The sequence below is a fragment of the Campylobacter sp. 110 genome, assembly GCF_002383965.1.
Lineage (GTDB): Bacteria > Campylobacterota > Campylobacteria > Campylobacterales > Campylobacteraceae > Campylobacter_D > Campylobacter_D coli.
Genome location: NZ_NXBD01000036.1, coordinates 26093 through 47753 on the forward strand (window position 1 = coordinate 26093; position 21661 = coordinate 47753).

The window sequence follows — 21661 nt, forward strand, 5'->3', positions numbered from 1 at the left end:
TATTTACATAATTTTATTTAAATTTTGATAAATTATTGAGTTTATTTTTGCTAAAATTATATTTTTTATTTTTACAAATTTTATAAATATTTTATTATTTAAAGGAAAAATATGGAGTTAAGCTACTATGAAATTTTAGAAATTACTCAAAGTGCTGATAAAGATACCATTAAAAAAGCTTATAGAAAAATGGCTTTAAAATACCACCCCGATAGAAATCAAGGAGATAAAGAAGCCGAAGATAAATTCAAGCTTGTAAATGAAGCTTATGAAGTTTTAAGCAATGAAGAAAAACGCGCTATTTATGATAGATATGGCAAAGATGCTTTAAAAGGCGGTGGCTTTGGATCAGGGGGAGCAGGTTTTGGTGGCTTTGAGGATTTGGGTGATATTTTTTCTAGTATTTTTGGTGGCGGTTTTAGTGGAGCATCGCAACGCCGCAAAAAATCAAGTGATGAAAAATTTCAAGCTGAACTTGTAGTAAATTTAAAACTTAGTTTTAAAGAAGCGGTATTTGGCTGTAAAAAAAATATAGATTTTACTTACAAATCTTCATGTAAAACTTGTAGCGGAACAGGAGCTAAGGATGGAAAACTTCAAACTTGTCCAAAATGTAAGGGCAGGGGACAAGTAGGAATTTCTCAAGGTTTTATCACTTTTGCGCAAACTTGTCCTGATTGTAAGGGGAGTGGAGAAAGTGCAAGTGAGAAATGTAAAGATTGTAAGGGTAGGGGCTATGAAGAGCTTAAGGATAGTGTAGAAGTAAACATCCCTGAAGGTATAGACAATGGCATGAATTTAAGAGTTGCAGCTAAAGGCAATCTTAGTAAAAGTGGCAATAGAGGGGATTTGTATGTTAAAGTTATCGTTGAAAAGGATGATACTTTTATAAGAGATGATGAGGATATTTATATAGAATTTCCAGTATTTTTTACTCAAGCCATATTAGGACAAAGTATAAAGGTGCCTACCATACGAGGGGAGGCGACTTTAAATTTGCCAAAGGGTGCAAAAGATGGGCAAAGATTTGTACTTGAAAGAGAGGGAGTAAAAGATGTGCATAGTTCTCGCATAGGCAATCAAATCGTGCAAATTGCTATCAAATTTCCAAATTCACTCAATGATGAGCAAAAAGAACTTTTAGAAAAACTCAGTGAAAGTTTCGGGATAAAAGATGGTATGCACCATGAGCAAAAAGGATTGTTTGAAAAAATAACCCATTGGTTTAAATCTTAATTTTCTTCAAGCTTTTTAGCTTGGGAAAATTTCTTTGAACTTAAGCTAGAAAGATATTTTATATAAATTTAAGTTTTAAAAAGAAGACATAAAAAAAGGTGGAGTAAAACTCCACCTCGATAGACTTTAGAGCTTCTTAGAATTTGTAAAGAGCTTGAAGTCTTACAGTGTTGTGATCACCTTCTCCATTATTGTCACTATCAATATTTACATAAGAATACCATGCTGAGAAGTTAAGTTTTGGAGAGTATTTATAGCTTACTCTTGCAACTGCTTCAAGTTTATCTCCGCCACCTATATAAGAAGTATTCCTATTGCTTTCTGTTTTGGTTCCACCGTATACGAAATCAGCACCTACACGAACTGTTTCGTTGAAAGTATAACCTGCTTTAACATAACCGAAGATATTTCTACCTTGGCTACCATGAAGTCGAGAGCCCTCTGTATAGAAAATTTCCTCACCTGCAAGTAAAGAGTCGATATTTCCTTGATCTTCTAATACAGTTACAGTAACTTTATCTTTTTTACCGTAGTATAAACCACCAAGAGTTGCATCCCAACCATTTACTTCAACAGTGCCTCTTAAAGCAAAGAAATTTCCACTTGCTGTACCTTGTTCTTTTTTAAGTTTATTATCTACTGAGTTTCCTAGGTAGGCACCTTCAAGTGTCCAGTTGATTCCATCAAAGATAGTGGTACTATAAGTTGCATCTAAGGCATATAAGAAAGCATTGTCAGTCATATAAGCTAACCATAATTGTGGGTTGTATTGTCCACCTAAGACTTCATAAGAGCCAATAGCTGCAGCACCATAAATATTTTGGCTCCAATCTAAATATGGAGAGTTTTCATCAGACTTACGGCTATTGCTAGGTTTTTCTATACCCTCACCTTGCTCATCAGTGTTTACACTGTCAATAGCAAAAGCAGCTAGAGTTAAACCATCAATGCTGTTGTTTACTACTTTGATACCTGTTCCTACTAAACCATCGATTGCATTGTCAGTCCAGATAGTGTTAAGTTGTTGTTTACCTAGGATTACACTTGTAGCTACATTTTCATCTGTGTAAGTTAGGTATAATTGGCGAACATTTAAAGAAGTTTTTGTATTGCTAATACTATCAGCTCCATAACCACCATCTTTTGCATTATAGTCAAGTTGAACGAAAGCTTTGAAGTTGTCTGCTATAGCACCGCTGAAGTTAACTTGAGCTCTGTATTTGTGTTCTTGTTTGCTGCCGTTTAGGTTACCAGTTGATATTGTGTTGTTTGTACCATCACCAAAATCTTTACTAAATCTACCTGTATCGTATCTGTATCTTAAAACACCTGATACATCGATATCTTTGATCGCTTCTTCAAGTGGAGTAGCGTTAGCCACTGAGAAAGCACTTGCAGCAAGAGCTGCTACTAAACTAAGTTTAACTAGTTTCATGAGAATTCTCCTTGTTTAAAATTAAATAAAACGCTGTAATTGTAGCACATAAATCTATAGTTTTTTCTTAAAAAGCACTTAAAATAATAAAAATTCTAAATTTTTAGAGTGGAAAATATAATAAAAATAGGCCTAGCTTGGTATTTACTAGGCCTATATTAAGGAGTTTTTCTTATGAATGTTTTCGGTTCATTTGGAAGTATAAGTCTTAAAAGTAAATGAGAAGTAATCAAACATAAAAGATGAAAATTTAATTCTCTTATGTTTATATTTATAAAAAATTAATTCGCAATTCCATAAATGAAAATCGCAAAAATGATCAAAGGTATGATGAATTTAATATAATAAAACCAAATTTTAAATCCCATGCTTTTTAATTTACCTTCATTGCTAAGCTCTTTTATGCTTTGCTCTTTGCCAAGAACCCAGCCCACATAAATGCAGCAAAAAAAGGCTGTTAAAACAAATAAGATATTTCCGCTGATAAAATCAAAACTATCAAAAATATTTTTCCCTTTGATAAGAGTGATATTTCTCCAAGGTCCATAAGTGAGTATACAAGGAATGTTTCCTAGTATGAAAATCGAACCTAGGGTTAAATTAATAGCTGTTTTTTTAGAAAGTTTGAATTTTTCTTCTAAAACACTGATGATAACTTGATATATAGGTAAACTTGTCGTTAATGCAGCGATGAGTAAAAGTATAAAAAATAAAATGCAAATGATAGTCCCAAAGTGGATATGAGAAAATGCAATAGGTAGGGTTTGAAATACCAAAGAAGGTCCTTTATCGGGCTCGAGTCCTGCTGCAAAAAGTGCAGGAAAGATCATAAAGCCTGCTAGTACGGCGATAAGAGTGTTTAAAACTCCTGTATAAATGGCGGTTTTTGCCATGTTTTCATTTTTGCTAAGATGAGATGAAAGAGTTATCATCACGCCAAAACCCAGAGAAAGTGCAAAAAAGACTTGTCCTAGAACATCGATGAGTAGTTTTGGGGATAGAATTTTGTCAAAATCAGGTGTAAGATAAAATTTTACACCATTTATAGCACCCTCAAGGCTTAAATTGCGTCCTACAACAAGCATAAGACAAATGAAAAGCAAAGGCATTAAAAATTTAACCGATTTTTCTATACCATCTATAATGCCACGCCTTAAAATGATATAATTAATAAGAACAAAAAGTGTAGTAAAAATTCCTACGCCTAAAGGATTGAAAGAAATTTTTTCATTAAAAAACTGCTCAGTAAAATCTTTGGTTACAGTGTGAGAAAGATCGAAATTTCCTATGATTAACTCAAAAACATAGACAAAAACCCAACCACCTAAAACCATATAATAAGCCATGATACCAAAACTACCCAAAAGCCCCATATAGCCTACAAATTTCCATTTGCCCTTAAAAGCGTCGACGCTGTTTGTCATGGATTTTCTACCGATGACATTTTCAGCTAAGATAACAGGGATACCAATGAGTATCATTGCTACGCAAAATACTAAAACATAAGCACCACCCCCATTTTCTCCTACAAGATAGGGAAAACGCCAAGTCGCACCAAAACCTATGGTTGCTCCTGCGACGGTTAAAATATAAGTAAGAGTGCTACTCCATGTTTGTCTTTGCATGCTTATCCTTTCAAAAAAATTAAATTGTAGCCTAAGAATACTTTAAAAAATTATAAATTTTGCATATAGTCTAAATCATAGGTATTTTTTAAGCGTTTTTGTATAGTTTCGTGCCAATTTTGTGAAATCAGTGTATCGAGTTTGCTTAATTTTTCAAGCAAGCTTGGATTTTGTTTGAGTGCTTGATGAGGATTGTAAAACAAATGATTAAGTTCTAAGACGCTTAAATTTATAGGATTTTTTTCTATAAGCTCGATTTTAGAATGAACATGGATTTTTTTACCCTCTAAAACACGATAATACCACCCACTTAATCCTGTTTTAAAAATTTCTTGTGTGAAATTTGGATTTTGATGGACTTTTGAAATTTTAACACAAGGTTTGCGCGGTTCGCTTACTTGCAAGATAGTATCTTCAAATCGGTGTATATCACCTATGCAAACATTTTGTTCGTGTAAATTTTCAAGGGTTAAATTTTCTCCCATCATACCGCATGCAAGTTTTTTTCCAAGAAAATTTTCCCAATGGGCGTAGTTATGATAAGAATTTGCAAATAAGGCTTTATTTTTTCCGCCGTGATGTTTTGTATCGGCTATGTTATCGTTAAGAATACCTAAAGAATTGATATCTACTTCTTCTAAATAAAGATCTTTTATAAAAGCACTTTTAAAGCCTTTATAATCTTTGATATGTCCTATCTGTAAGCTTTTGAGTTTCATTTTTCTAACTTTTGTAACAAATCATGTGCACTGATAAAACCAGTGATTCTAAGATTTTCTTTACCTTTTTCAAAAAATATCAAAACCGGTGGGCCAAAAACACCAAATTCTTTCATAATTTCTAAGTCTTTGTCGCTGTTTTGAGTCAGATCAATTTTGATTAAATGAAAATTTTTGAGTTTTTCTTGAATTCTTTCGTCGCTAAAAGTAAGCTCATCTAAGAGTTTGCAATTTTCACACCAAGATGCTGTAAAGTTAAACATGATAGGGCGGGTGCTAGTTTTAATCTCTTTTTGAAGAGTGTCAAGATCGTTTATAAAATTATAATTTAATTTTGAAGAATTTAAGGGCATATTTGAATTTAAATTCAAAGGATTTAAGAAATTTTTTGCGCCAAAGATTCCGCCTAAAAATATACTTAAAGAATAAGCCAAAACCAAAATCAATAAGCTTTTTTTAATCTTAGCCAGCGCGTTAAAAGCTTGTTCAAAAATTCCCATAAATACACTAAAAAATACGCCCAAAATTCCAAAAGCGATCAAAATATATCTTGTTTCAATGATACGAGAAAGTATCCAAATAGCCATAGCTAGCATAACAAAGCCAAAGAAAATTTTTACTTTTTGCATCCAAGCTCCCGCCTTTAAAAAGCCAAGACCTAAACCAATGAAAAGCAAAGGAATTCCCATGCCAAAGCTCATGATAAAAAGGGCACTAGCTCCTAAAAGTGCATCGCCTGTGTTGGCTATGTAGATCAAAGCACCGGTTAAAGGAGCAGCTACACAAGGGCCTACGATAAGAGCCGATAAAAAGCCCATGATGGCTATACCTAGCACTCCTTTGCCTTTTTCACTTTTTTTGTGGAGAAAATTTTGAAATTTTAAAGGCAGTTCAAAGCGAAAGCTTTCAAACATTGCCAAAGCAAGCAATACAAAAATTAGCGCAAAAAAGATCAAAACACTAGGTTTTTGCAAAAGTCCTTGAACGCTTGCTCCTAAAAAACTCGCTATAACTCCGGCAATAGCATAGGCTAAAGACATAAAAAATACATAAATAAAAGATAAAAAGAAGCTATGCTTTTTAGAAAATTTTGTTTCGCTTTTAGCTACGATGAGTGAAGATAATATAGGAATCATCGGCAAAATGCAAGGAGTAAGTGAAAGTAAAAGTCCATAGCCTAAAAAGCTTAGTAAGATCCAAAAAAGATTATCTGTGGCTAAGAAATTTGCAATCATACTTTCTTCGGATTTTGCACTCAAGGTTTTTTGCTTTTCTTTATAAGGGGCTGAAATTTCAAATTTATTATCTTTGTGTTTTAGATCAAAATACCAAGTTTGAGGATTGTAGCATAAGCCTTGTTCGGAGCAGCCTTGGAATTGGAGTTTGATTTGATTGTTTTGATTTTGTGCAAAACGCTCAAGTAGTAGGTTAGGCAAGGCTAGATTTAAATCTTGATAATACACTTTTTCATTGAGTCTTTGGGTGCTAGGTGGGAGATTGATTAAAGAGCTGATATCGTTTTGATTGAGATAGAGTTTAAGTTGATTAGAATAAAGATAAATATCTTTTCCTAATTTGATATCGATTGATACAGCGCTATCATAAAAACTCGATTTTACTTCAAAGGCTTCATTTAAAGATAAAACAGAGGCAAATAAAAAATAACAAGTGAATAAAAGTGTAAAAATAAAACGCATTGTCATCCTAGGCTTAAATGTAAAATTTGTGATTTTAATGTGAATTATAGTTTGTTATGGTAAATTTGCTTTAAATATTTTATAAAGGTTGCTCATGCAAGAAAAAGTTCCAGCAAAGATTCAAGAGGAAACAAAAAAGGATGAAATTTATGTTTCTGTTAAAAAGAAAAAAAGCACTATAGAATATGAAAAAGATTTAAAAAATCTACAAATCGAGCTTTTGAAATTTCAAAATTATGTAAAAGCAAAGGGTTTAAAAGTGCTTATACTTATAGAAGGACGCGATGCAGCAGGCAAGGGCGGTGCGATAAAGCGTTTGATAGAGTATTTAAATCCTAGGGGATGTCGTGTGGTAGCTCTTGAAAAACCTAGCGATGTTGAAAAAACGCAGTGGTATTTTCAACGCTATGTGACGCATTTGCCTTCTGCGGGTGAGATTGTGATCTTTGATAGATCTTGGTATAACCGCGCAGGAGTAGAGCCTGTAATGGGTTTTTGTACTCCACAGCAACATAAAGACTTTTTAAGAGAGGTGCCTTTGTTTGAAAATATGATATCAAATAGCAATTTGATGTTTTTTAAATTTTATTTTTCTGTTTCTAAAGAGGAGCAAAAAAAACGCTTTGAAAAACGCCGCATTGATCCTTTAAAACAATACAAACTTTCTCCTGTGGATCAAAAATCTCAAGAATTATGGGATAAATACACCTTAGCAAAGTATTCCATGCTTTTAGCATCCAATACCCCAACCTGTCCATGGACTATCATTTCTTCAGATGATAAGAAAAAAGCAAGGCTTAATTTATTGCGTTTTATATTGTCAAAAGTGGATTATGCGGATAAAAAAATTGGAGATTTTTCAAAGATTGATCAAGATTTAGTAAGAAGTGGCGAAGAAGAAATTCGTAAAATGGAAGCAAATTTGGAAAAAATAGACAATAAAAAAGCAGATGAAAAAATAAAGGATTTGGACTAAAACTATGTTAGAACGCGTTAAAAATTTAAGTGATAAATACTATGAAAAAATTGTCAATTTAAGACATCAAATTCACATGCACCCTGAACTTGAATTTGAAGAGGAAAATACAGCAAGATTGGTATGTGAAATTTTAGATGAATATGGCATTAAGTATGAGAAAAATATAGCTAAAACAGGAATTTTAGCAAGCATAGAAGGAAGAAAACCAAGCACTAAAAAAGCTCAATGCGTGCTTTTAAGAGCGGATATGGATGCTTTGCCTGTGCAAGAGGAAACAAATCTTAGTTATGCTTCAAAAATCAATGGAAAAATGCATGCATGTGGTCACGATGGACACACAGCAGGGCTTTTAGGAGCGGTTTTGATCTTAAATGAATTAAGAGATGAATTTAGTGGAACGATTAAATTTATGTTTCAGCCTGCTGAAGAAGGAAGCGGGGGTGCTAAGCCTATGATAGAAGCAGGTATACTTGAAAATCCTCATGTGGATGCAGTTTTTGGATGCCATTTGTGGGGGCCTTTGCTTGAAAATACTGCTCAAATTGTAAGCGGTGAGATGATGGCAGGGGTTGATGTTTTTGATCTTGAATTTATAGGGAAAGGCGGACACGGAGCGCACCCTCATACGACTATCGATCCTATAGTAATGGCAAGCAAATTTGTCAGTGATGTACAATGTATCATTTCAAGGCGTTTAAGACCTGTGGATGCAGGGGTTATCACCATAGGGAAATTTCATGCGGGGACAACCTTTAATGTGATCCCACAAAATGCTATCTTGCAAGGAACGGTGCGTTTTTTAAGTGATGAAAATCAAAAACTTTTACAAAGTTCTATAGAAAATACGGCTAGAGCTGTTGCTTTAGAATTTGGGGGTGATTTTAAGCTTGATTATAAAAGAGAATATCCTCCTTTAATCAATGATGAAAATGCTGCAAAAATAGCTAGAAAAGCTTTTGGCAAGGTATTGGGCGAGCAAAATATCATTAGCGTAGCTAAGCCTGATATGGGAGCTGAGGATTTTGCTTTTTTAACGCGTGAAAGAATGGGTGCTTATGTTTTTGTGGGTATTTCAAAGGATTTGAAAAATCCTACCTTGCACCATAGTTCTACTTTTTGCTGGGAAGATGAAAATTTAAAAGTCTTAATGCAAGGCGATAGTATGATGGCTTTAGAATTTTTAAATTCTTAAAAATATGAATTTAAAAATTCACAAAAAATTCACTTTACATAGATACAATTGCGAGATTTATTTTTTAATTTAAGGTTTAGAATGAAAAATAGGGTCGTTTTGATTGTGGTGATTTTAGCACTTTTTGGAGTGGGCGCTTATTTTATATTTTTTAATGATAATGAAAAAATCACCTATCTTACCCAAAAGGTTAAAAAAATAGATATTTCTCAAACTATAGAAGCAGTGGGGAAGGTTTATGCTAAAGATCAAGTTGATGTGGGTGCTCAAGTAAGCGGGCAAATCATTAAGCTTTATGTGGATGTGGGTTCGCATGTAAAACAGGGTGATTTGATCGCGCAAATTGATAAAGATAAACAGCAAAATGATTTAGATATCACAAAGGCGCAGCTTGAAAGTGCTAAGGCTAATCTAGAAAGTAAAAAAGTCGCCCTTGAAATCGCAAGTAAACAATACCAAAGAGAACAAAAGCTTTATGCTGCTAAGGCAAGTTCTCTTGAAAATTTAGAAACTCAAAAAAATAATTTTTACACTTTAAAGGCAAATGTTGCAGAACTTAACGCTCAAGTAGTTCAGCTTGAAATTACTCTTAAAAATGCTCAAAAAGATTTAGGATACACAACCATCACTGCGCCTATGGATGGAGTTGTGATCAATGTGGCAGTTGATGAGGGGCAAACTGTCAATGCAAATCAAAATACCCCAACCATAGTCCGCATAGCTAATTTAGATCAGATGGAAGTAAGAATGGAGATAGCCGAAGCGGATGTTGGTAAGATAAAAATCGGCACAGAGCTTGATTTTTCTTTGCTTAGTGATCCTCAAAAAACCTATCAAGCGAGTATAGCAAGTATAGATCCTGCAGATACTCAAATCAGTGATTCAAGCACGAGTTCTAGCTCTTCAAGTTCAAGTTCTTCAAGTTCAAGTTCTAACAATGCGATATATTATTATGCTAAATTTTATGTGGCAAATAAAGATGATTTTTTGCGTATTGGTATGAGTATACAAAATGAAATTGTTGTTGCAAGTGCTAAAGATGTTATTGCTGTGCCTACTTATGCAATCAAAAATGACGCAAAAGGGTATTATGTTGAAATTTTGCAAGATCAAAAAGCAGTAAAAAAATATGTTAAATTAGGCATTAAAGATTCTGTAAATACTCAAATTTTAGAAGGTTTAAGCGAGGGTGAATTACTAGTAGTAAGTTCAAGTGGTGATAATGCTGCTCCTAAGTTAAGATTGAGATTTTGATGATTTTCTTAAACAATATTTGTAAAAATATAGGCGAGAATGCCATTTTAAAAAATGTAAGTTTAAGTATAGAAAAGGGTGAATTTGTCGCTATCATCGGACAAAGTGGGAGCGGAAAAACTTCACTTTTAAATATCATAGGCACTTTAGATGAGCCAAGTAGTGGGAGTTATATTTTTGATGATTATGAAGTAACCCAGCTTAATAGCGATGAAAAAGCGAGATTAAGACGCGAAAAAATAGGCTTTATTTTTCAACGCTACAATCTTTTAAATCTTCTAAGTGCAAATGATAATGTCGCATTACCTGCTGTTTATGCGGGTAAAAAAGTACAAGAAAGAAATTTTAGAGCCCAAGAACTTTTAGGCAATTTAGAGCTTGAGCATAAGATAGAATCAAAGCCCAATGAGCTAAGTGGAGGACAGCAACAGCGTGTTTCTATAGCTAGAGCTTTGATGAATGGAGGAGAGCTTATTTTAGCTGATGAGCCAACAGGGGCTTTAGATAGTAAAAGCGGTATTATGGTGCTTGAAATTTTAAAAAAATTAAATACACAAGGGCATACCATAGTGCTTGTAACACACGATCCAAAAATCGCAGCACAAGCTAAAAGAGTGATAGAAATCAAAGACGGCGAGATTTTAAGCGATAGCAAAAAAGATAAGATTGTTTATCAAGGACAGGTTAAAAGTATGCCAAAAGAGAAAAAAACTCTTACCTTGCTTAAAAATCAAGCCTTTGAATGTTTAAAAATAGCTTATTCTTCCATACTTGCACACAAACTTCGTTCCATTTTAACCATGTTAGGGATTATTATAGGTATAGCTTCGGTTGTGTGCGTAGTAGCTTTAGGGCTTGGCTCTCAAGCTAAGGTTTTAGAATCCATCGCAAGACTTGGGACTAATACCATTGAAATTCGTCCTGGTAAGGGATTTGGGGATTTGCGTTCGGGTAAGACAAGGCTTAATTTTAGTGATTTAGAAACGCTTAGAAGTTTAGATTATTTAGAAGCAGTAGATGCACACTCTAATACTTCAGGCGTGGCAACTTACACGAATATTTCTTTAAGCGCTAGAGCTGAAGGAGTGGGAGTAAATAATTTTGCTATAGAGGGTTTAAAACTTCAAGTGGGTAGAATTTTAAATAATGAAGATATAGAAACTAATGCTAATGTAGCGGTGCTTGATTTTAATGCTAAGAAAAATCTTTTCCCTCGCCAAAAGAGTGAAGATGTTTTAGGGCGTGTGGTGATTTTTAATTCTCAACCCTTTAAAATCATAGGAGTTTTACAAAAAGATACAGAAAAGCCTATAGAAGATAATGTAGTGCGCCTTTATATGCCTTATACTACGCTGATGAATAAGCTTACAGGCGATAGAAATTTGCGTGAAATTATAGTAAAAGTAAAGGATGATGTGAGTTCTACTTTGGCTGAAAATGCTGTCATTAGAATTCTAGAAATCAAACGCGGACAAAGGGATTTTTTCACTTTTAATTCTGATACCTTTAAGCAAGCTATCACAGCAAATAAACGCACGACTACCATACTTACGGCTTCGGTGGCGGTGATTGCTTTGATTGTTGGGGGTATAGGCGTGATGAATATCATGCTTGTTTCGGTGAGTGAAAGAACAAGAGAAATAGGAATTCGTATGGCAATAGGCGCTAGAAGAGAGGATATCATGATGCAGTTTTTAATCGAAGCGGTGATGATATGTTCTATGGGTGCGATTTTAGGAGTTTTGCTTTCTGTTTTTGTGATTTTTGGTTTTAATACTCTAAGCACTGATTTTCCTATGATTTTAAATGCGTATTCTGTGCTTTTGGGTTTATTAAGTTCTGTTTTAATTGGGGTTATTTTTGGATTTTTCCCTGCAAGAAATGCAGCCAATTTAAATCCTATTAGCGCCTTATCAAAGGAATAAAATGAAAAATTTATTGAGTATTTTACTGGCATTTTTTTTAAGCGCCTGTGGTGTAAAACTTAGCTTGCCTAAAGAGCCTACAATGAGCGAAGAGAGCTTTAAAGACTTAAATATCACTTATGATTGGTATAAGGCTTATGATAATGCTAAATTGAATGAATTTTTAAATTTTGTTTTGTTAAATAATAGCGATATAAATATAGCTAGAAGCACTTTGCTGACAGCTTTAGCAAGGGCTGATTTGATAGATTATGATTTTTATCCGACTTTAAGTGCAAATTTGGGGCTTAGTGGAGAAAAGAATTTAAATTCTGGAGTCCAAAGTAAGAAATTTAGCAATAGTCTTAATTTAAGCTATGAGCTTGACATTTATGGAAGGATAAGGGATAGCTCAAGTGCGAGTGATTTTAGCGCAAAGGCCAGTGCTTATGATCTTGAAAATTTGAAAATCAGTATGATTAATACGGCTTTAAATGGTATTTTTGAACTTGCTTATTTTAATGATGTGGATAATTTACTTAAAGAGTATCTAGCTAATTTAGAACAAATGAGAGAGCTTTATGCTTATAAATTTGAGCTTGGAAAAATCGAAGAACTTGATTTGCTTAATATAGAGCAAAATTTATTAAAGGCAAGGCAAGATTTATTACGCAATGAGCAAAATCGCAATTTACTTATAAAAAATTTACAAGATTTGATAGGAAAGCAAGAGGGCTTTGCGTATATTGATTATTTTAAAGCTTTAACTCTTTCTGATTTTAAGAATTTAAATCCTAATTTTAATATTCCTTTAGAAGCTCTTGTGTATCGTCCTGATGTGCGTTCTAAGCTCAATACCCTTAAATCCGCTTTTAAAGACTATACTTCGGTGCAAAAATCAATCTTTCCAAGCATTTCTTTAGGCGGGGCTTTAAATGGCAGCGATAAGCAATTTGATGATAGTTTTAAATTTGAAGTTTTGAGTGGCAATATAAAAATTTCCTTACCTTTCTTAGACTATGGCAGAGTAAAGCAAAATATCAAAATTTCGCAGTTTGATTATGAGAGTGCGCTTGTTAATTACGAGCAGAGTTTACAAAGTGCTATGAATGAATTTGCCTTAAATTATAAAGACTATCAAAGCAATACTATGCTACTTCAAATTTTAAAAGATACTAGCTTTAAGCAAGAGTTGATCACTCAAGCTTATTGGGAAAAATATAATTTGGGTAAAAGTGAATTAAAAGATTATTTAGATGCTTCTAATACTTTAAATTCCGCTAAGCAAAGTTTGCTAGGAGCTAGGTTTAATCTTCTTAAAACCATCAATTCTTATTATCAAATCACAGCTTTAAACTATGATGAAAGAAATTTGGAAATGCCTTAATTTGTATCGCTTTATCTGCTAAAATATCAAGTAGATAAGGCTTTTTTAATTATATCGATAAAATTAAAAATCAATAATGCACATATTTTTTTAAATCATCAAGCAATTTTTTAGCCATTAATTCATAGCCTTTAATGGTTAAATGTACATCTTGCAAAGAGAGTTTTTGCTCTATCCATTTATTTTTTCCACCGCTATCTTGCATGAATTGGTGCATATCAAAAAGAAGGGTTTTTTCTTCTTTGGCTACCTCATAAAGTGCTTGCCTTATAGCAAAAAAATCAGGAGCTAGGGTGTATTTTTTACCTTGTTTTTTTACCACAGTAGGAGGAGAAACAAGCATGATAAGGGCGTTTTTATTGTAAGTTTTGAGTGTGTGAATCCAATCTTTTAAATTCTTTTTAAATTTGTTTTTTTCAAAACCTTTAAAAAGTGCGTCATTAGAACCATAAGCAAGTAAGATTAAATCATTAGATAGGAGTTTTAATTCTTGCTCGCTTACTTTTTTATTCCACGACATCCAAAGATCGCTTTTTGCCCCATTGATCGCTATGGTATCTAAATAAGCATTATCCTCTTTGCTGGTGATAAAATATCCTCCTAATTGAGCGTTTTTTTGTAAGGCAGAAATTTGCAAAGGAAAAACAAGTTCGTATTCTTTATATGACCATTTATTGGCTACTGATCTTAGCTCATAGCTTTTGTTTTGAGCGTCTTTAATGCTAAAGGCATTGGTGTTATTTGGAGCTTTAAAGACAAAACCTACTTTAAATTTTTTCTTGTCTAAATTAGTATCAAGGGTGATTTTTGCACCCTTTTCTTTAGCCTTAGCTATTATCCCACCTAAAGGAAAATCAATACCTGCGGTGTCTGTATTTCTTGAATTTAAAATTTCATAATCTTTATAAGAATAATCAAGATTTAAATTTTGTTGATATTTGGGTTGCAAAGGGTAGGCAAAGCCTATGGAATTTGATTTTATCAAATATCCTCTAATAACACGCGGAAAAAAATCTGCTGCCGTGTGAGAATCTCCATAAATTCTAATACCTATGTTTTTATGCTCTTTAAGTTTTTGCTCCAAAAGCTTTAAGTCTTTTTTGGAAGCATAATTGCTTAAAGCACTTTTGTTTTTGGTTTGGCTTAGAATTTCATCTATGGTATGGTTTGTGTTATTTGCGTATAAATTGATTGAAAATATAAGAATTAATAATATAGCTTTAAATTGCTTAATTTGCATTTTCTTCCTTGATTGTTATATGTTGAAGCAAGAGTTTTGACATCTCTTTTGCTCCGTTTGAGGTAAAATGAATTCCATCGTCTGTTCTCATTTTTATACTTTTGTTGTTTTCATTTTTAATATAGGTTGAAAATTCATCATTAACGCTAAAAAATAGTTTTGTATTGATAAAAATTTGTTTATTTTTGAGAATTTCTTCGCTATAAATTTTGTTTAGAATTTGTATTTTTTCATTGAGTTCATTTTTTTTAACAGGAGGAATTTCAAACCAAAGAATTTTTGCATGATGTTGTTTAGCTATATTGATGATTTCATTTACTCTATAGGTGTAGATGTCAATCCAGCTATCTGAACCAAAGCGGTGATAAACTCCACCTTTTTTGATATCCCAAGGATCATTTGCCCCTAGTAAGACAACTAGATATTTAATGTTGGGATTTTTTGCAAAAGCTTCTTTGGTTGCTTTTGCCCAATCAAAATAAGATTTGTAAGAAAGTCCTGTATTTTGCTTGCTAAGATCATTAGCTTTTAAACCTAGATCAATTAAATCACGATTGAGTGCAATTGCAACGCCTTGCATTAAAGAATCGCCTATAAATAAAAATTCATCACCTTTATGAACTTCTAATTTGGTATTGTCAATAAAACTGACATTTTCGTCTTCTGTTTGCTGTATATCTTCAATAGTGGTGTTTTTATCGATAAAATCATTACTTGCATTAAGTTCATCCATATCTTCTTGAACCATGATATTTTCTTCTATATTTTGAGGTAGAGGCTCATTACTTAGTATTGCACGGATTTGTTCTAGTTTATTTTTAAAACCATTGGCCTCTTGCAAAATATCGTTTTTAGGATAAAATGTAAAGTGATATTTTTGCTCGATATAAGAAAAAATGCTTTGATTCATCACAAGGCAAACCAGTACAAAAACTATAATCAAAATAAAGAAGAATTTAATCATTTTCATTTAAAAACTCGAATAAATAAAATCAGGAATGCCATTTGGCATAAAAGTAAACACTAAAAGCAAGATAAAAGTAATTATGAATGGCTTGAGTAAAAAGGGCGTAAGATTTAAAATTTTTACACAGTATTCTTTAAAATTGATAAATAAAGGATAAATCATAAAAAGTACACCAAAACTTACAAGCATATAAATATCATTATAGCTAGGAATTTGGAAGAAATTATTATAACAAGCTTTGAAGTATTCTAAAGCATCTTCTAAATTTTTATTATAATAAAAGAAAATCCAAGTAAAACATACAAATTGAAAGGTTAAAAATCTTCCTAAAGCTGGAATTTTTTGAAGGCTGAATTTGCTTAAAGCAAGTAAATGGATAAATACAATACCCAAGCCATGCAATAAACCCCAAACCCCAAAAGCCAAAGTACTTCCATGCCATAAGCCCGAAAGAATAAAAGCGATGAGTATATTAGCTACAGTGCGAGGCATTCCTTTTCTGTTGCCTCCTAAAGGAATATAGATATAATCTCTTATGAAAGTTGAAAGGCTGATGTGCCATCTAGCCCAAAATTCTTTAAGATTTTTAGCTAGATAAGGCATATTAAAATTCGGTGGCAAGGTAAAACCTAACATTAAAGCAAAAGCACAAACTAGATCTACATATCCACTAAAATCGCAATATATTTGCACCGCATAAGCGTAAATTGCACTTAGAAGTTGTATAAAATTATAAGATTGTGGAAAATCTAAAATATTTTTGGCATAAATTCCTAAGTAATTAGCAATAAGAACTTTTTTCACTATACCAAAAATAAGCAAAATGATGATCAAATTTGCATGTTTAAATTCGCGTTTTTGATAAGCTTGTTCGAAAAAAAACGCACTACGCATAATCGGCCCTGCAAGTAGGGTAGGGAAAAATGATAAAAAGGTTGCTAAATTTAAAAAGCTTTCTAAATGATGTTTTTTGTATACATCTACAAGGTAAGTAATAGAAGCAAAGGTGTAAAAACTAATGCCTATAGGCAAGATAAGTTCGATATTTAAAAAATCAAGCCCCAAAAAGCTTAGCACTTGATCAAGACTTCCTTTGATATTTGGAAAATATTTGAAAAAACATAAATTTAATATTATAAAAGTTATACAAGTAGCAAAAATATATCGTTTTCGACGCACAAAGATAAGCAAGGCAAAAAAATGTATAAAAAAAGTGTAAATAAATAAAATTAAAGCAAAATAAGGATTAATCAGTATATAAATAAGATATGAAAAAGCCAAGATTAAAATATTTTGTATTTTATAATTATCTTTAAATGCCCAATATATGGCAAAAAATACAATCATTAAAATACTAAATTCTAAAGAAAAATAAGTCATACGCTACCTAAGATGAAATTATAATTTTGCCTTTTTCAAGGCAAAAATATTATTTTTTAGACAAAGCTAAATTTTTGATATATTGATCAGCTAGATATAAGCCGTTTCCATTGTCACTGATGAGTTTGATTTTATCTACTATACCACGGAAAAGTGCTTCTTCTTCGTGCTGTTCGCTTACATACCATTGAAGAAAATTAAAAGTAGAATAATCTTTATTGCCTAGCATGTGCTCTACAAGATCGTTGATTGATTTTGTAATGCTTTGTTCATGCTCGTAAGTTTTTTCAAAAACATCAAGTAAAGATTTGAAATTTTGTTCAGGTTGCTTCACTTCTTTAAGCTCTACATGTGAATCTGTTTCATTAAGATAAGTTATAAGTTTTCTTGCGTGTTCGCTTTCTTCGCTTGCGTGTTGAAAAAGAAAGAGCCCAGCTCCATCAAGACTATTTTCATAGCACCAAGAACTCATACTTAGATATAAATTAGCTGCATACATTTCTTTGTTGATTTGCTCGTTTAATAAATCAACTACTTTTTTTGAAAGCATTCTATCTCCTTATTTTTATTTTTAGAATGTTTTTAAAATGATATATTGATTTTTTTAAAACAAGCTAAATTTTTAAAGGATTGAAGTTAAAATATATAAAATAAAAATAAAATGTTTCTAAATGAAATTAAGCTTTATATTTTATTACGAGTATAGATTTTATTTTAAGGCTGAAAATCTGCAAAGATTTTTAGGTGGGCGTGCTTTTAGAGGTTTCAAAAGGACTAAGTCCTTTGTCGCAAGACGGAATTTATTTCCGTTGCGAAGTAAAAAATGTTTCCAAAATGTTTCCAACTTTTTCTAAACTTCCGTTACTTTTTTAAAAGTAAGGAGAAAAAATGAAAAAAATTCTAGCTTTAAGTGTTGCAAGTTTTGCTTTAGCGGGTGCTTTAAATGCGGCTGATTTAAAAATCGCAGGTTCATCAACCGTGTATCCATTTACTTCTTTTGTAGCTGAAGAGTATGCAGCGATTCACAATACAAAAACTCCTATCGTAGAGAGTCTAGGAACAGGGGGTGGATTTAAAGTATTTTGTGAAGGCATAACTGATATTTCTAATGCTTCAAGAGCGATGAAATTCAGTGAATTTGAAACTTGTAAAAAAGCGGGAGTTACTGATATAGTAGGGATTATGGTAGGTTATGATGGTATAGTTTTAGCGCAAAATAAAGCCAACGCGCCTTTAAACATCACCAAAAAAGAACTTTTCCTAGCTCTAGCTAAAGAGGTTCCACAAGGTGGCAAACTTGTCCCAAATCCTTATACAAACTGGAATCAAATCAATAAAAATTTACCTAATCGTAAAATCAGTGTTTATGGTCCTCCATCAAGCTCAGGTACAAGAGATACTGTAGAAGAGCTTGTAATGAGTGATATTTCTAAAAAAATTCCTGAATACAAAGGCGAGTATAAAACCATACGCCAAGATGGAGCTTATATTCCAAGTGGTGAAAATGATAATCTAATCGTTTCAAAACTTACTATCGATAAAGATGCTTTTGGACTTTTTGGTTACGGATTTTTAGTAAGCAATGTGGATAAAATCAATGCAGCCGATATCGATGGCGTAAAAGCGGATGAAAAAAATATTGCTGATGGAAAATACGATCTTGCAAGAAGTTTATTTATTTATATCAATGCTAAGAAAAATCCTAAAGAAGCCTTTGAATTTGCAAAAATTTATATGAGTGATGATTTAGCAAAAAGCGGAGGAGAGCTTGAAAAAATAGGACTTGTTCCTTTAAGTGATGATAAATTAAAAGCTTCTCAAAAACACGTAGAAGATAGAAAAATTTTAAATGATGAGCTTGTAAAAGCTGGAAAAGTTTTTTAAGGAAAAACTTTGTTAAAAGAAAAAATAATCAAATTTGCACTTTTTTTATGTGCTTTTGTAAGCGTGATAGTAAGTTTTGCTATCATGCTTACAATTTTAATTGAAGCTTTAAAATTCTTTCAAAAAGAAAGTGTTGTTACCTTTTTATTCTCAAGTCAGTGGGCAGCTGATGCAGCTTTTATGAATGCAGATGGCACGAGCAAACAAGGTGTTTTTGGAGCACTATCGCTTTTTTGGGGAACTTTTTATATTTCATTGATTGCTATGCTAACAGCTCTACCTTTAGGGGTTATGTGTGCTATATATTTAGGTGTTTTTGCTGGCAAAAAATCTAAAAATTACTTAAAACCTATTTTAGAAATCATTGCAGGGATTCCTACTGTTGTTTTTGGATTTTTTGCGGCTATAGTTGTAGCGCCTTTTATAGTGTGGTTTTTTTCTTTATTTGGCATACAAGCAAGCTTTCAAAGTGCTTTAGGCGCAGGTTTTATCATGGGGATCATGATAGTACCTATAGTGGCTTCGTTATCTCAAGATTGCATTGAAGCAGTAAGCGAGAAAAGGATTAATGGCGCTTATGCTTTAGGTATGACAAAAAAAGAAGTGGTTTTTGCTGTGATTTTGCCCGAGGCTATTCCAGGTATAGTTGCAGCTTGTCTTTTAGGACTTTCAAGAGCCTTAGGCGAAACTATGATAGTGGTGATGGCAGCTTCTTTGCGTCCAAATTTAACTTTAAATTTTTTAGAAGATATGACAACGGTAACGGTAAAAATCGTAGAAGCTTTAAGCGGAGATCAAGCTTTTGATAGTTCTTTGGCTTTAAGTGCCTTTTCTTTAGGTTTGGTGCTTTTTATCATCACTTTAATCATCAATATGTTTAGCGTTTATCTTATCAATCGCTTTCACAAAAGGAAAAATTTATGAAAAAACTTTTTAAAAAAAGACAAAAAGCTTCAAAGTCTTTTAAAAGACTTTGTAAAATGGGGCTTTATATTAATTTAATTTTTCTTTGTATCTTTTTAGGAAGTGTGGCTTATCTTGGATTTCCTGCTTTTAAGCAAACTTATATTTTTGTAGAGGCTAATAGAAATTCTCCTGCTTATGATCTTTTATCTCGCGCTGAGCAAAGAAAGATAAGAACAGGGCAAATCACTGAAAAATCTTGGCTTTTGGCAAATTCAGAAGTAGATCAATATATGAAGCAAAAATATAATCGCCTTAGTGAAAAACAAAGAACTTTAGTCGATGATCTTGTGCAAAAAGGCGAGATAGAGCTTAAATTTAATAGCAATTTCTTTTTAAATGGGGACTCAAAATCTCCTGAAAATTCAGGAATTTTATCTTCAGTTGTAGGGACTTTGCTTGTTATGCTTGTGTGTATGGTAGTAAGTGTTCCTATAGGCGTTGCAGCGGCGATTTACTTGGAAGAATTTGCACCACAAAATATCCTTACACATTTTATAGAAGTGTGTATTAACAACCTTGCAAGTATTCCTAGTATCTTGTTTGGACTTTTGGGACTTGGAGTGTTTATCAATCTTTTTGGAATGCCTCGCTCAAGTGCTTTAGTGGGTGGGCTTACTTTGGCGATCATGAGTTTACCTATTATCATTGTTTCAACCAAAGCGGCCTTAAAAAGTGTGGATATCAATATGAAAAATGCTGCTTATGCCTTAGGTATGACAAAGGTTCAAATGGTAAAAGGTATTATGTTACCTTTGGCTATGCCTATGATTTTAACAGGTTCTATTTTGACTTTAGCAGGGGCTATAGGCGAGACTGCACCTTTGATGATTATCGGTATGATAGCCTTTATCCCTGATGTAGCTAGTTCGATTTTTGATCCAACTAGCGTTTTACCTGCTCAAATTTACTCATGGTCGGCTATGCCAGAGCGTGCATTTTTAGAAAGAACCGCAGCGGGTATTATTGTGCTTTTAGGACTTTTAGTCGTGTTAAATCTTAGTGCAATATTATTAAGAAAATATTTTCAAGGAAAATTAAAGTGATAGCAAAAACAACAAATTTAAATTTATTTTATGGAAAAAAACAAGCTTTATTTGATATCAATATGCAAATAGAGCAAAACAAAATTACCGCACTCATCGGTGCTTCTGGATGTGGTAAATCCACTTTTTTGCGTTGTTTTAACAGAATGAATGATAAAATCGCAAAAATCGATGGTTTAGTAGAAATTGAAGGAAAAGATGTTAAAAATCAAGATGTAGTAGCTTTGCGTAAAAATGTAGGTATGGTTTTTCAACAACCCAATGTTTTTGTAAAAAGCATTTATGAAAACATCTCTTATGCACCAAAACTTCACGGTATGATTAAAAACAAAGATGAAGAAGAAGCTTTGGTGGTGGATTGCTTGCAAAAAGTGGGGCTTTTTGAAGAGGTTAAAGATAAATTAAAGCAAAATGCCCTAGCTCTTTCAGGCGGACAACAACAACGCCTTTGTATCGCAAGAGCTTTAGCAATAAAACCTAAGCTCTTGCTTTTAGATGAGCCAACTTCCGCACTAGATCCTATTAGCTCAGGTGTTATAGAAGAGCTCTTAAAAGAACTAAGTCATAATCTTTCTATGATCATGGTTACGCATAATATGCAACAAGGTAAACGCGTAGCTGATTATACGGCATTTTTTCACCTAGGTGAGCTTATAGAATTTGGAGAAAGCAAGGAATTTTTTGAAAATCCAAAACAAGAAAAAACCAAGGCTTACTTAAGCGGTGCTTTTGGGTGAGATTTATTTTTTGGAA

18 protein-coding genes are annotated in these 21661 nt (G+C 32.8%); 10 read left to right on the forward strand and 8 right to left on the reverse strand.

Going from position 1 to position 21661, the window contains the following annotated elements:
• The first annotated feature begins 111 nt into the window (after positions 1–111).
• Entirely contained in the window at positions 112–1236 is a 1125-nt protein-coding gene (gene dnaJ, locus BGS43_RS04150) for a molecular chaperone DnaJ (RefSeq protein ID WP_002822701.1), read from the forward strand.
• 136 nt (positions 1237–1372) lie between these two features.
• Here dnaJ and BGS43_RS04155 read toward each other — a convergent pair whose 3' ends face one another.
• From BGS43_RS04155 to dsbD, 4 genes are all read right to left on the reverse strand, one after another.
• Positions 1373–2671 (reverse strand): major outer membrane protein, encoded by a 1299-nt coding sequence (locus BGS43_RS04155; protein ID WP_096568914.1) that lies wholly within the window; start codon positions 2669–2671, stop codon positions 1373–1375.
• A 281-nt stretch (positions 2672–2952) separates the two neighbouring features.
• Positions 2953–4296: a sodium-dependent transporter gene (locus BGS43_RS04160; protein WP_096568917.1), complete on the reverse strand. Its 1344-nt coding sequence runs from the start codon at positions 4294–4296 to the stop codon at positions 2953–2955.
• Between the two features lie 50 nt (positions 4297–4346).
• Positions 4347–5015: an MOSC domain-containing protein gene (locus tag BGS43_RS04165; RefSeq protein ID WP_025398800.1), complete on the reverse strand. Its 669-nt coding sequence runs from the start codon at positions 5013–5015 to the stop codon at positions 4347–4349.
• Positions 5012–6712, reverse strand: coding sequence for a protein-disulfide reductase DsbD (gene dsbD / locus BGS43_RS04170; protein ID WP_096568921.1), 1701 nt, complete (start codon positions 6710–6712; stop codon positions 5012–5014). Before dsbD ends, BGS43_RS04165 begins: the two co-directional genes overlap by 4 nt.
• A 94-nt stretch (positions 6713–6806) precedes the next feature.
• Between dsbD and ppk2 the strand changes: the two genes are divergently transcribed.
• The 5 genes from ppk2 (at position 6807) to BGS43_RS04195 (ending at position 13428) form a co-directional block, all read left to right on the forward strand.
• Complete coding sequence (gene ppk2, locus BGS43_RS04175; RefSeq protein ID WP_002776266.1) at positions 6807–7688, forward strand: polyphosphate kinase 2; 882 nt, start codon at positions 6807–6809, stop codon at positions 7686–7688.
• 4 nt (positions 7689–7692) lie between these two features.
• A complete protein-coding gene (locus BGS43_RS04180) occupies positions 7693–8883 on the forward strand; it encodes a M20 metallopeptidase family protein (RefSeq protein WP_002790059.1) in 1191 nt (396 codons plus the stop codon).
• An 81-nt stretch (positions 8884–8964) separates the two neighbouring features.
• Positions 8965–10137 (forward strand): efflux RND transporter periplasmic adaptor subunit, encoded by a 1173-nt coding sequence (locus BGS43_RS04185; protein WP_002829694.1) that lies wholly within the window; start codon positions 8965–8967, stop codon positions 10135–10137.
• Positions 10137–12062, forward strand: a complete 1926-nt coding sequence (locus tag BGS43_RS04190) for an ABC transporter permease (protein ID WP_002787343.1) — start codon at positions 10137–10139, stop codon at positions 12060–12062. Before BGS43_RS04185 ends, BGS43_RS04190 begins: the two co-directional genes overlap by 1 nt.
• A 1-nt stretch (position 12063) precedes the next feature.
• Positions 12064–13428: a TolC family protein gene (locus BGS43_RS04195; protein WP_002786057.1), complete on the forward strand. Its 1365-nt coding sequence runs from the start codon at positions 12064–12066 to the stop codon at positions 13426–13428.
• Positions 13429–13498: 70 nt separating this feature from the next.
• Here the strand turns inward: BGS43_RS04195 and BGS43_RS04200 are convergent, their stop codons facing one another.
• From BGS43_RS04200 to BGS43_RS04215, 4 genes are read right to left on the reverse strand one after another with little or no spacing between them, the layout of a single operon-like run.
• Positions 13499–14668 (reverse strand): GDSL-type esterase/lipase family protein, encoded by a 1170-nt coding sequence (locus BGS43_RS04200; RefSeq protein WP_002787347.1) that lies wholly within the window; start codon positions 14666–14668, stop codon positions 13499–13501.
• Positions 14658–15638 carry an SGNH/GDSL hydrolase family protein gene (locus BGS43_RS04205; RefSeq protein WP_002787349.1) on the reverse strand — a complete coding sequence of 327 codons (981 nt, stop codon included), beginning with the start codon at positions 15636–15638 and terminating at the stop codon, positions 14658–14660. The genes BGS43_RS04200 and BGS43_RS04205 overlap by 11 nt, the downstream gene beginning before the upstream one ends.
• Entirely contained in the window at positions 15639–17015 is a 1377-nt protein-coding gene (locus BGS43_RS04210) for an MBOAT family O-acyltransferase (protein WP_002794746.1), read from the reverse strand.
• A gap of 49 nt (positions 17016–17064) precedes the next feature.
• Positions 17065–17565 carry a ferritin gene (locus tag BGS43_RS04215; protein ID WP_002776281.1) on the reverse strand — a complete coding sequence of 167 codons (501 nt, stop codon included), beginning with the start codon at positions 17563–17565 and terminating at the stop codon, positions 17065–17067.
• Positions 17566–17903: 338 nt separating this feature from the next.
• On the opposite strand from BGS43_RS04215, the gene BGS43_RS04220 reads away from it, so the two are divergent.
• The 4 genes from BGS43_RS04220 to pstB are packed head-to-tail and all read left to right on the forward strand — an operon-like array spanning position 17904 to position 21645.
• The gene (locus BGS43_RS04220; RefSeq protein ID WP_002815172.1) at positions 17904–18899 is read left to right on the forward strand and encodes a substrate-binding domain-containing protein; all 996 of its coding nucleotides are present in this window, start codon (positions 17904–17906) and stop codon (positions 18897–18899) included.
• A gap of 9 nt (positions 18900–18908) precedes the next feature.
• Positions 18909–19823 (forward strand): phosphate ABC transporter permease subunit PstC, encoded by a 915-nt coding sequence (gene pstC / locus BGS43_RS04225; protein ID WP_002844620.1) that lies wholly within the window; start codon positions 18909–18911, stop codon positions 19821–19823.
• Entirely contained in the window at positions 19820–20908 is a 1089-nt protein-coding gene (gene pstA, locus BGS43_RS04230; RefSeq protein WP_002791807.1) for a phosphate ABC transporter permease PstA, read from the forward strand. Before pstC ends, pstA begins: the two co-directional genes overlap by 4 nt.
• Positions 20905–21645, forward strand: coding sequence for a phosphate ABC transporter ATP-binding protein PstB (gene pstB / locus BGS43_RS04235; RefSeq protein ID WP_002776307.1), 741 nt, complete (start codon positions 20905–20907; stop codon positions 21643–21645). The genes pstA and pstB overlap by 4 nt, the downstream gene beginning before the upstream one ends.
• Positions 21646–21661: the final 16 nt, after the last annotated feature.

Coding starts and splice junctions, on each gene's coding strand:
- dnaJ (WP_002822701.1), top strand. CDS start 112: ATGGAGTTAAGCTACTATGAAATTTTAGAAATTACTCAAAGTGCTGAT.
- BGS43_RS04155 (WP_096568914.1), bottom strand. CDS start 2,671: ATGAAACTAGTTAAACTTAGTTTAGTAGCAGCTCTTGCTGCAAGTGCT.
- BGS43_RS04160 (WP_096568917.1), bottom strand. CDS start 4,296: ATGCAAAGACAAACATGGAGTAGCACTCTTACTTATATTTTAACCGTC.
- BGS43_RS04165 (WP_025398800.1), bottom strand. CDS start 5,015: ATGAAACTCAAAAGCTTACAGATAGGACATATCAAAGATTATAAAGGC.
- dsbD (WP_096568921.1), bottom strand. CDS start 6,712: ATGCGTTTTATTTTTACACTTTTATTCACTTGTTATTTTTTATTTGCC.
- ppk2 (WP_002776266.1), top strand. CDS start 6,807: ATGCAAGAAAAAGTTCCAGCAAAGATTCAAGAGGAAACAAAAAAGGAT.
- BGS43_RS04180 (WP_002790059.1), top strand. CDS start 7,693: ATGTTAGAACGCGTTAAAAATTTAAGTGATAAATACTATGAAAAAATT.
- BGS43_RS04185 (WP_002829694.1), top strand. CDS start 8,965: ATGAAAAATAGGGTCGTTTTGATTGTGGTGATTTTAGCACTTTTTGGA.
- BGS43_RS04190 (WP_002787343.1), top strand. CDS start 10,137: ATGATTTTCTTAAACAATATTTGTAAAAATATAGGCGAGAATGCCATT.
- BGS43_RS04195 (WP_002786057.1), top strand. CDS start 12,064: ATGAAAAATTTATTGAGTATTTTACTGGCATTTTTTTTAAGCGCCTGT.
- BGS43_RS04200 (WP_002787347.1), bottom strand. CDS start 14,668: ATGCAAATTAAGCAATTTAAAGCTATATTATTAATTCTTATATTTTCA.
- BGS43_RS04205 (WP_002787349.1), bottom strand. CDS start 15,638: ATGAAAATGATTAAATTCTTCTTTATTTTGATTATAGTTTTTGTACTG.
- BGS43_RS04210 (WP_002794746.1), bottom strand. CDS start 17,015: ATGACTTATTTTTCTTTAGAATTTAGTATTTTAATGATTGTATTTTTT.
- BGS43_RS04215 (WP_002776281.1), bottom strand. CDS start 17,565: ATGCTTTCAAAAAAAGTAGTTGATTTATTAAACGAGCAAATCAACAAA.
- BGS43_RS04220 (WP_002815172.1), top strand. CDS start 17,904: ATGAAAAAAATTCTAGCTTTAAGTGTTGCAAGTTTTGCTTTAGCGGGT.
- pstA (WP_002791807.1), top strand. CDS start 19,820: ATGAAAAAACTTTTTAAAAAAAGACAAAAAGCTTCAAAGTCTTTTAAA.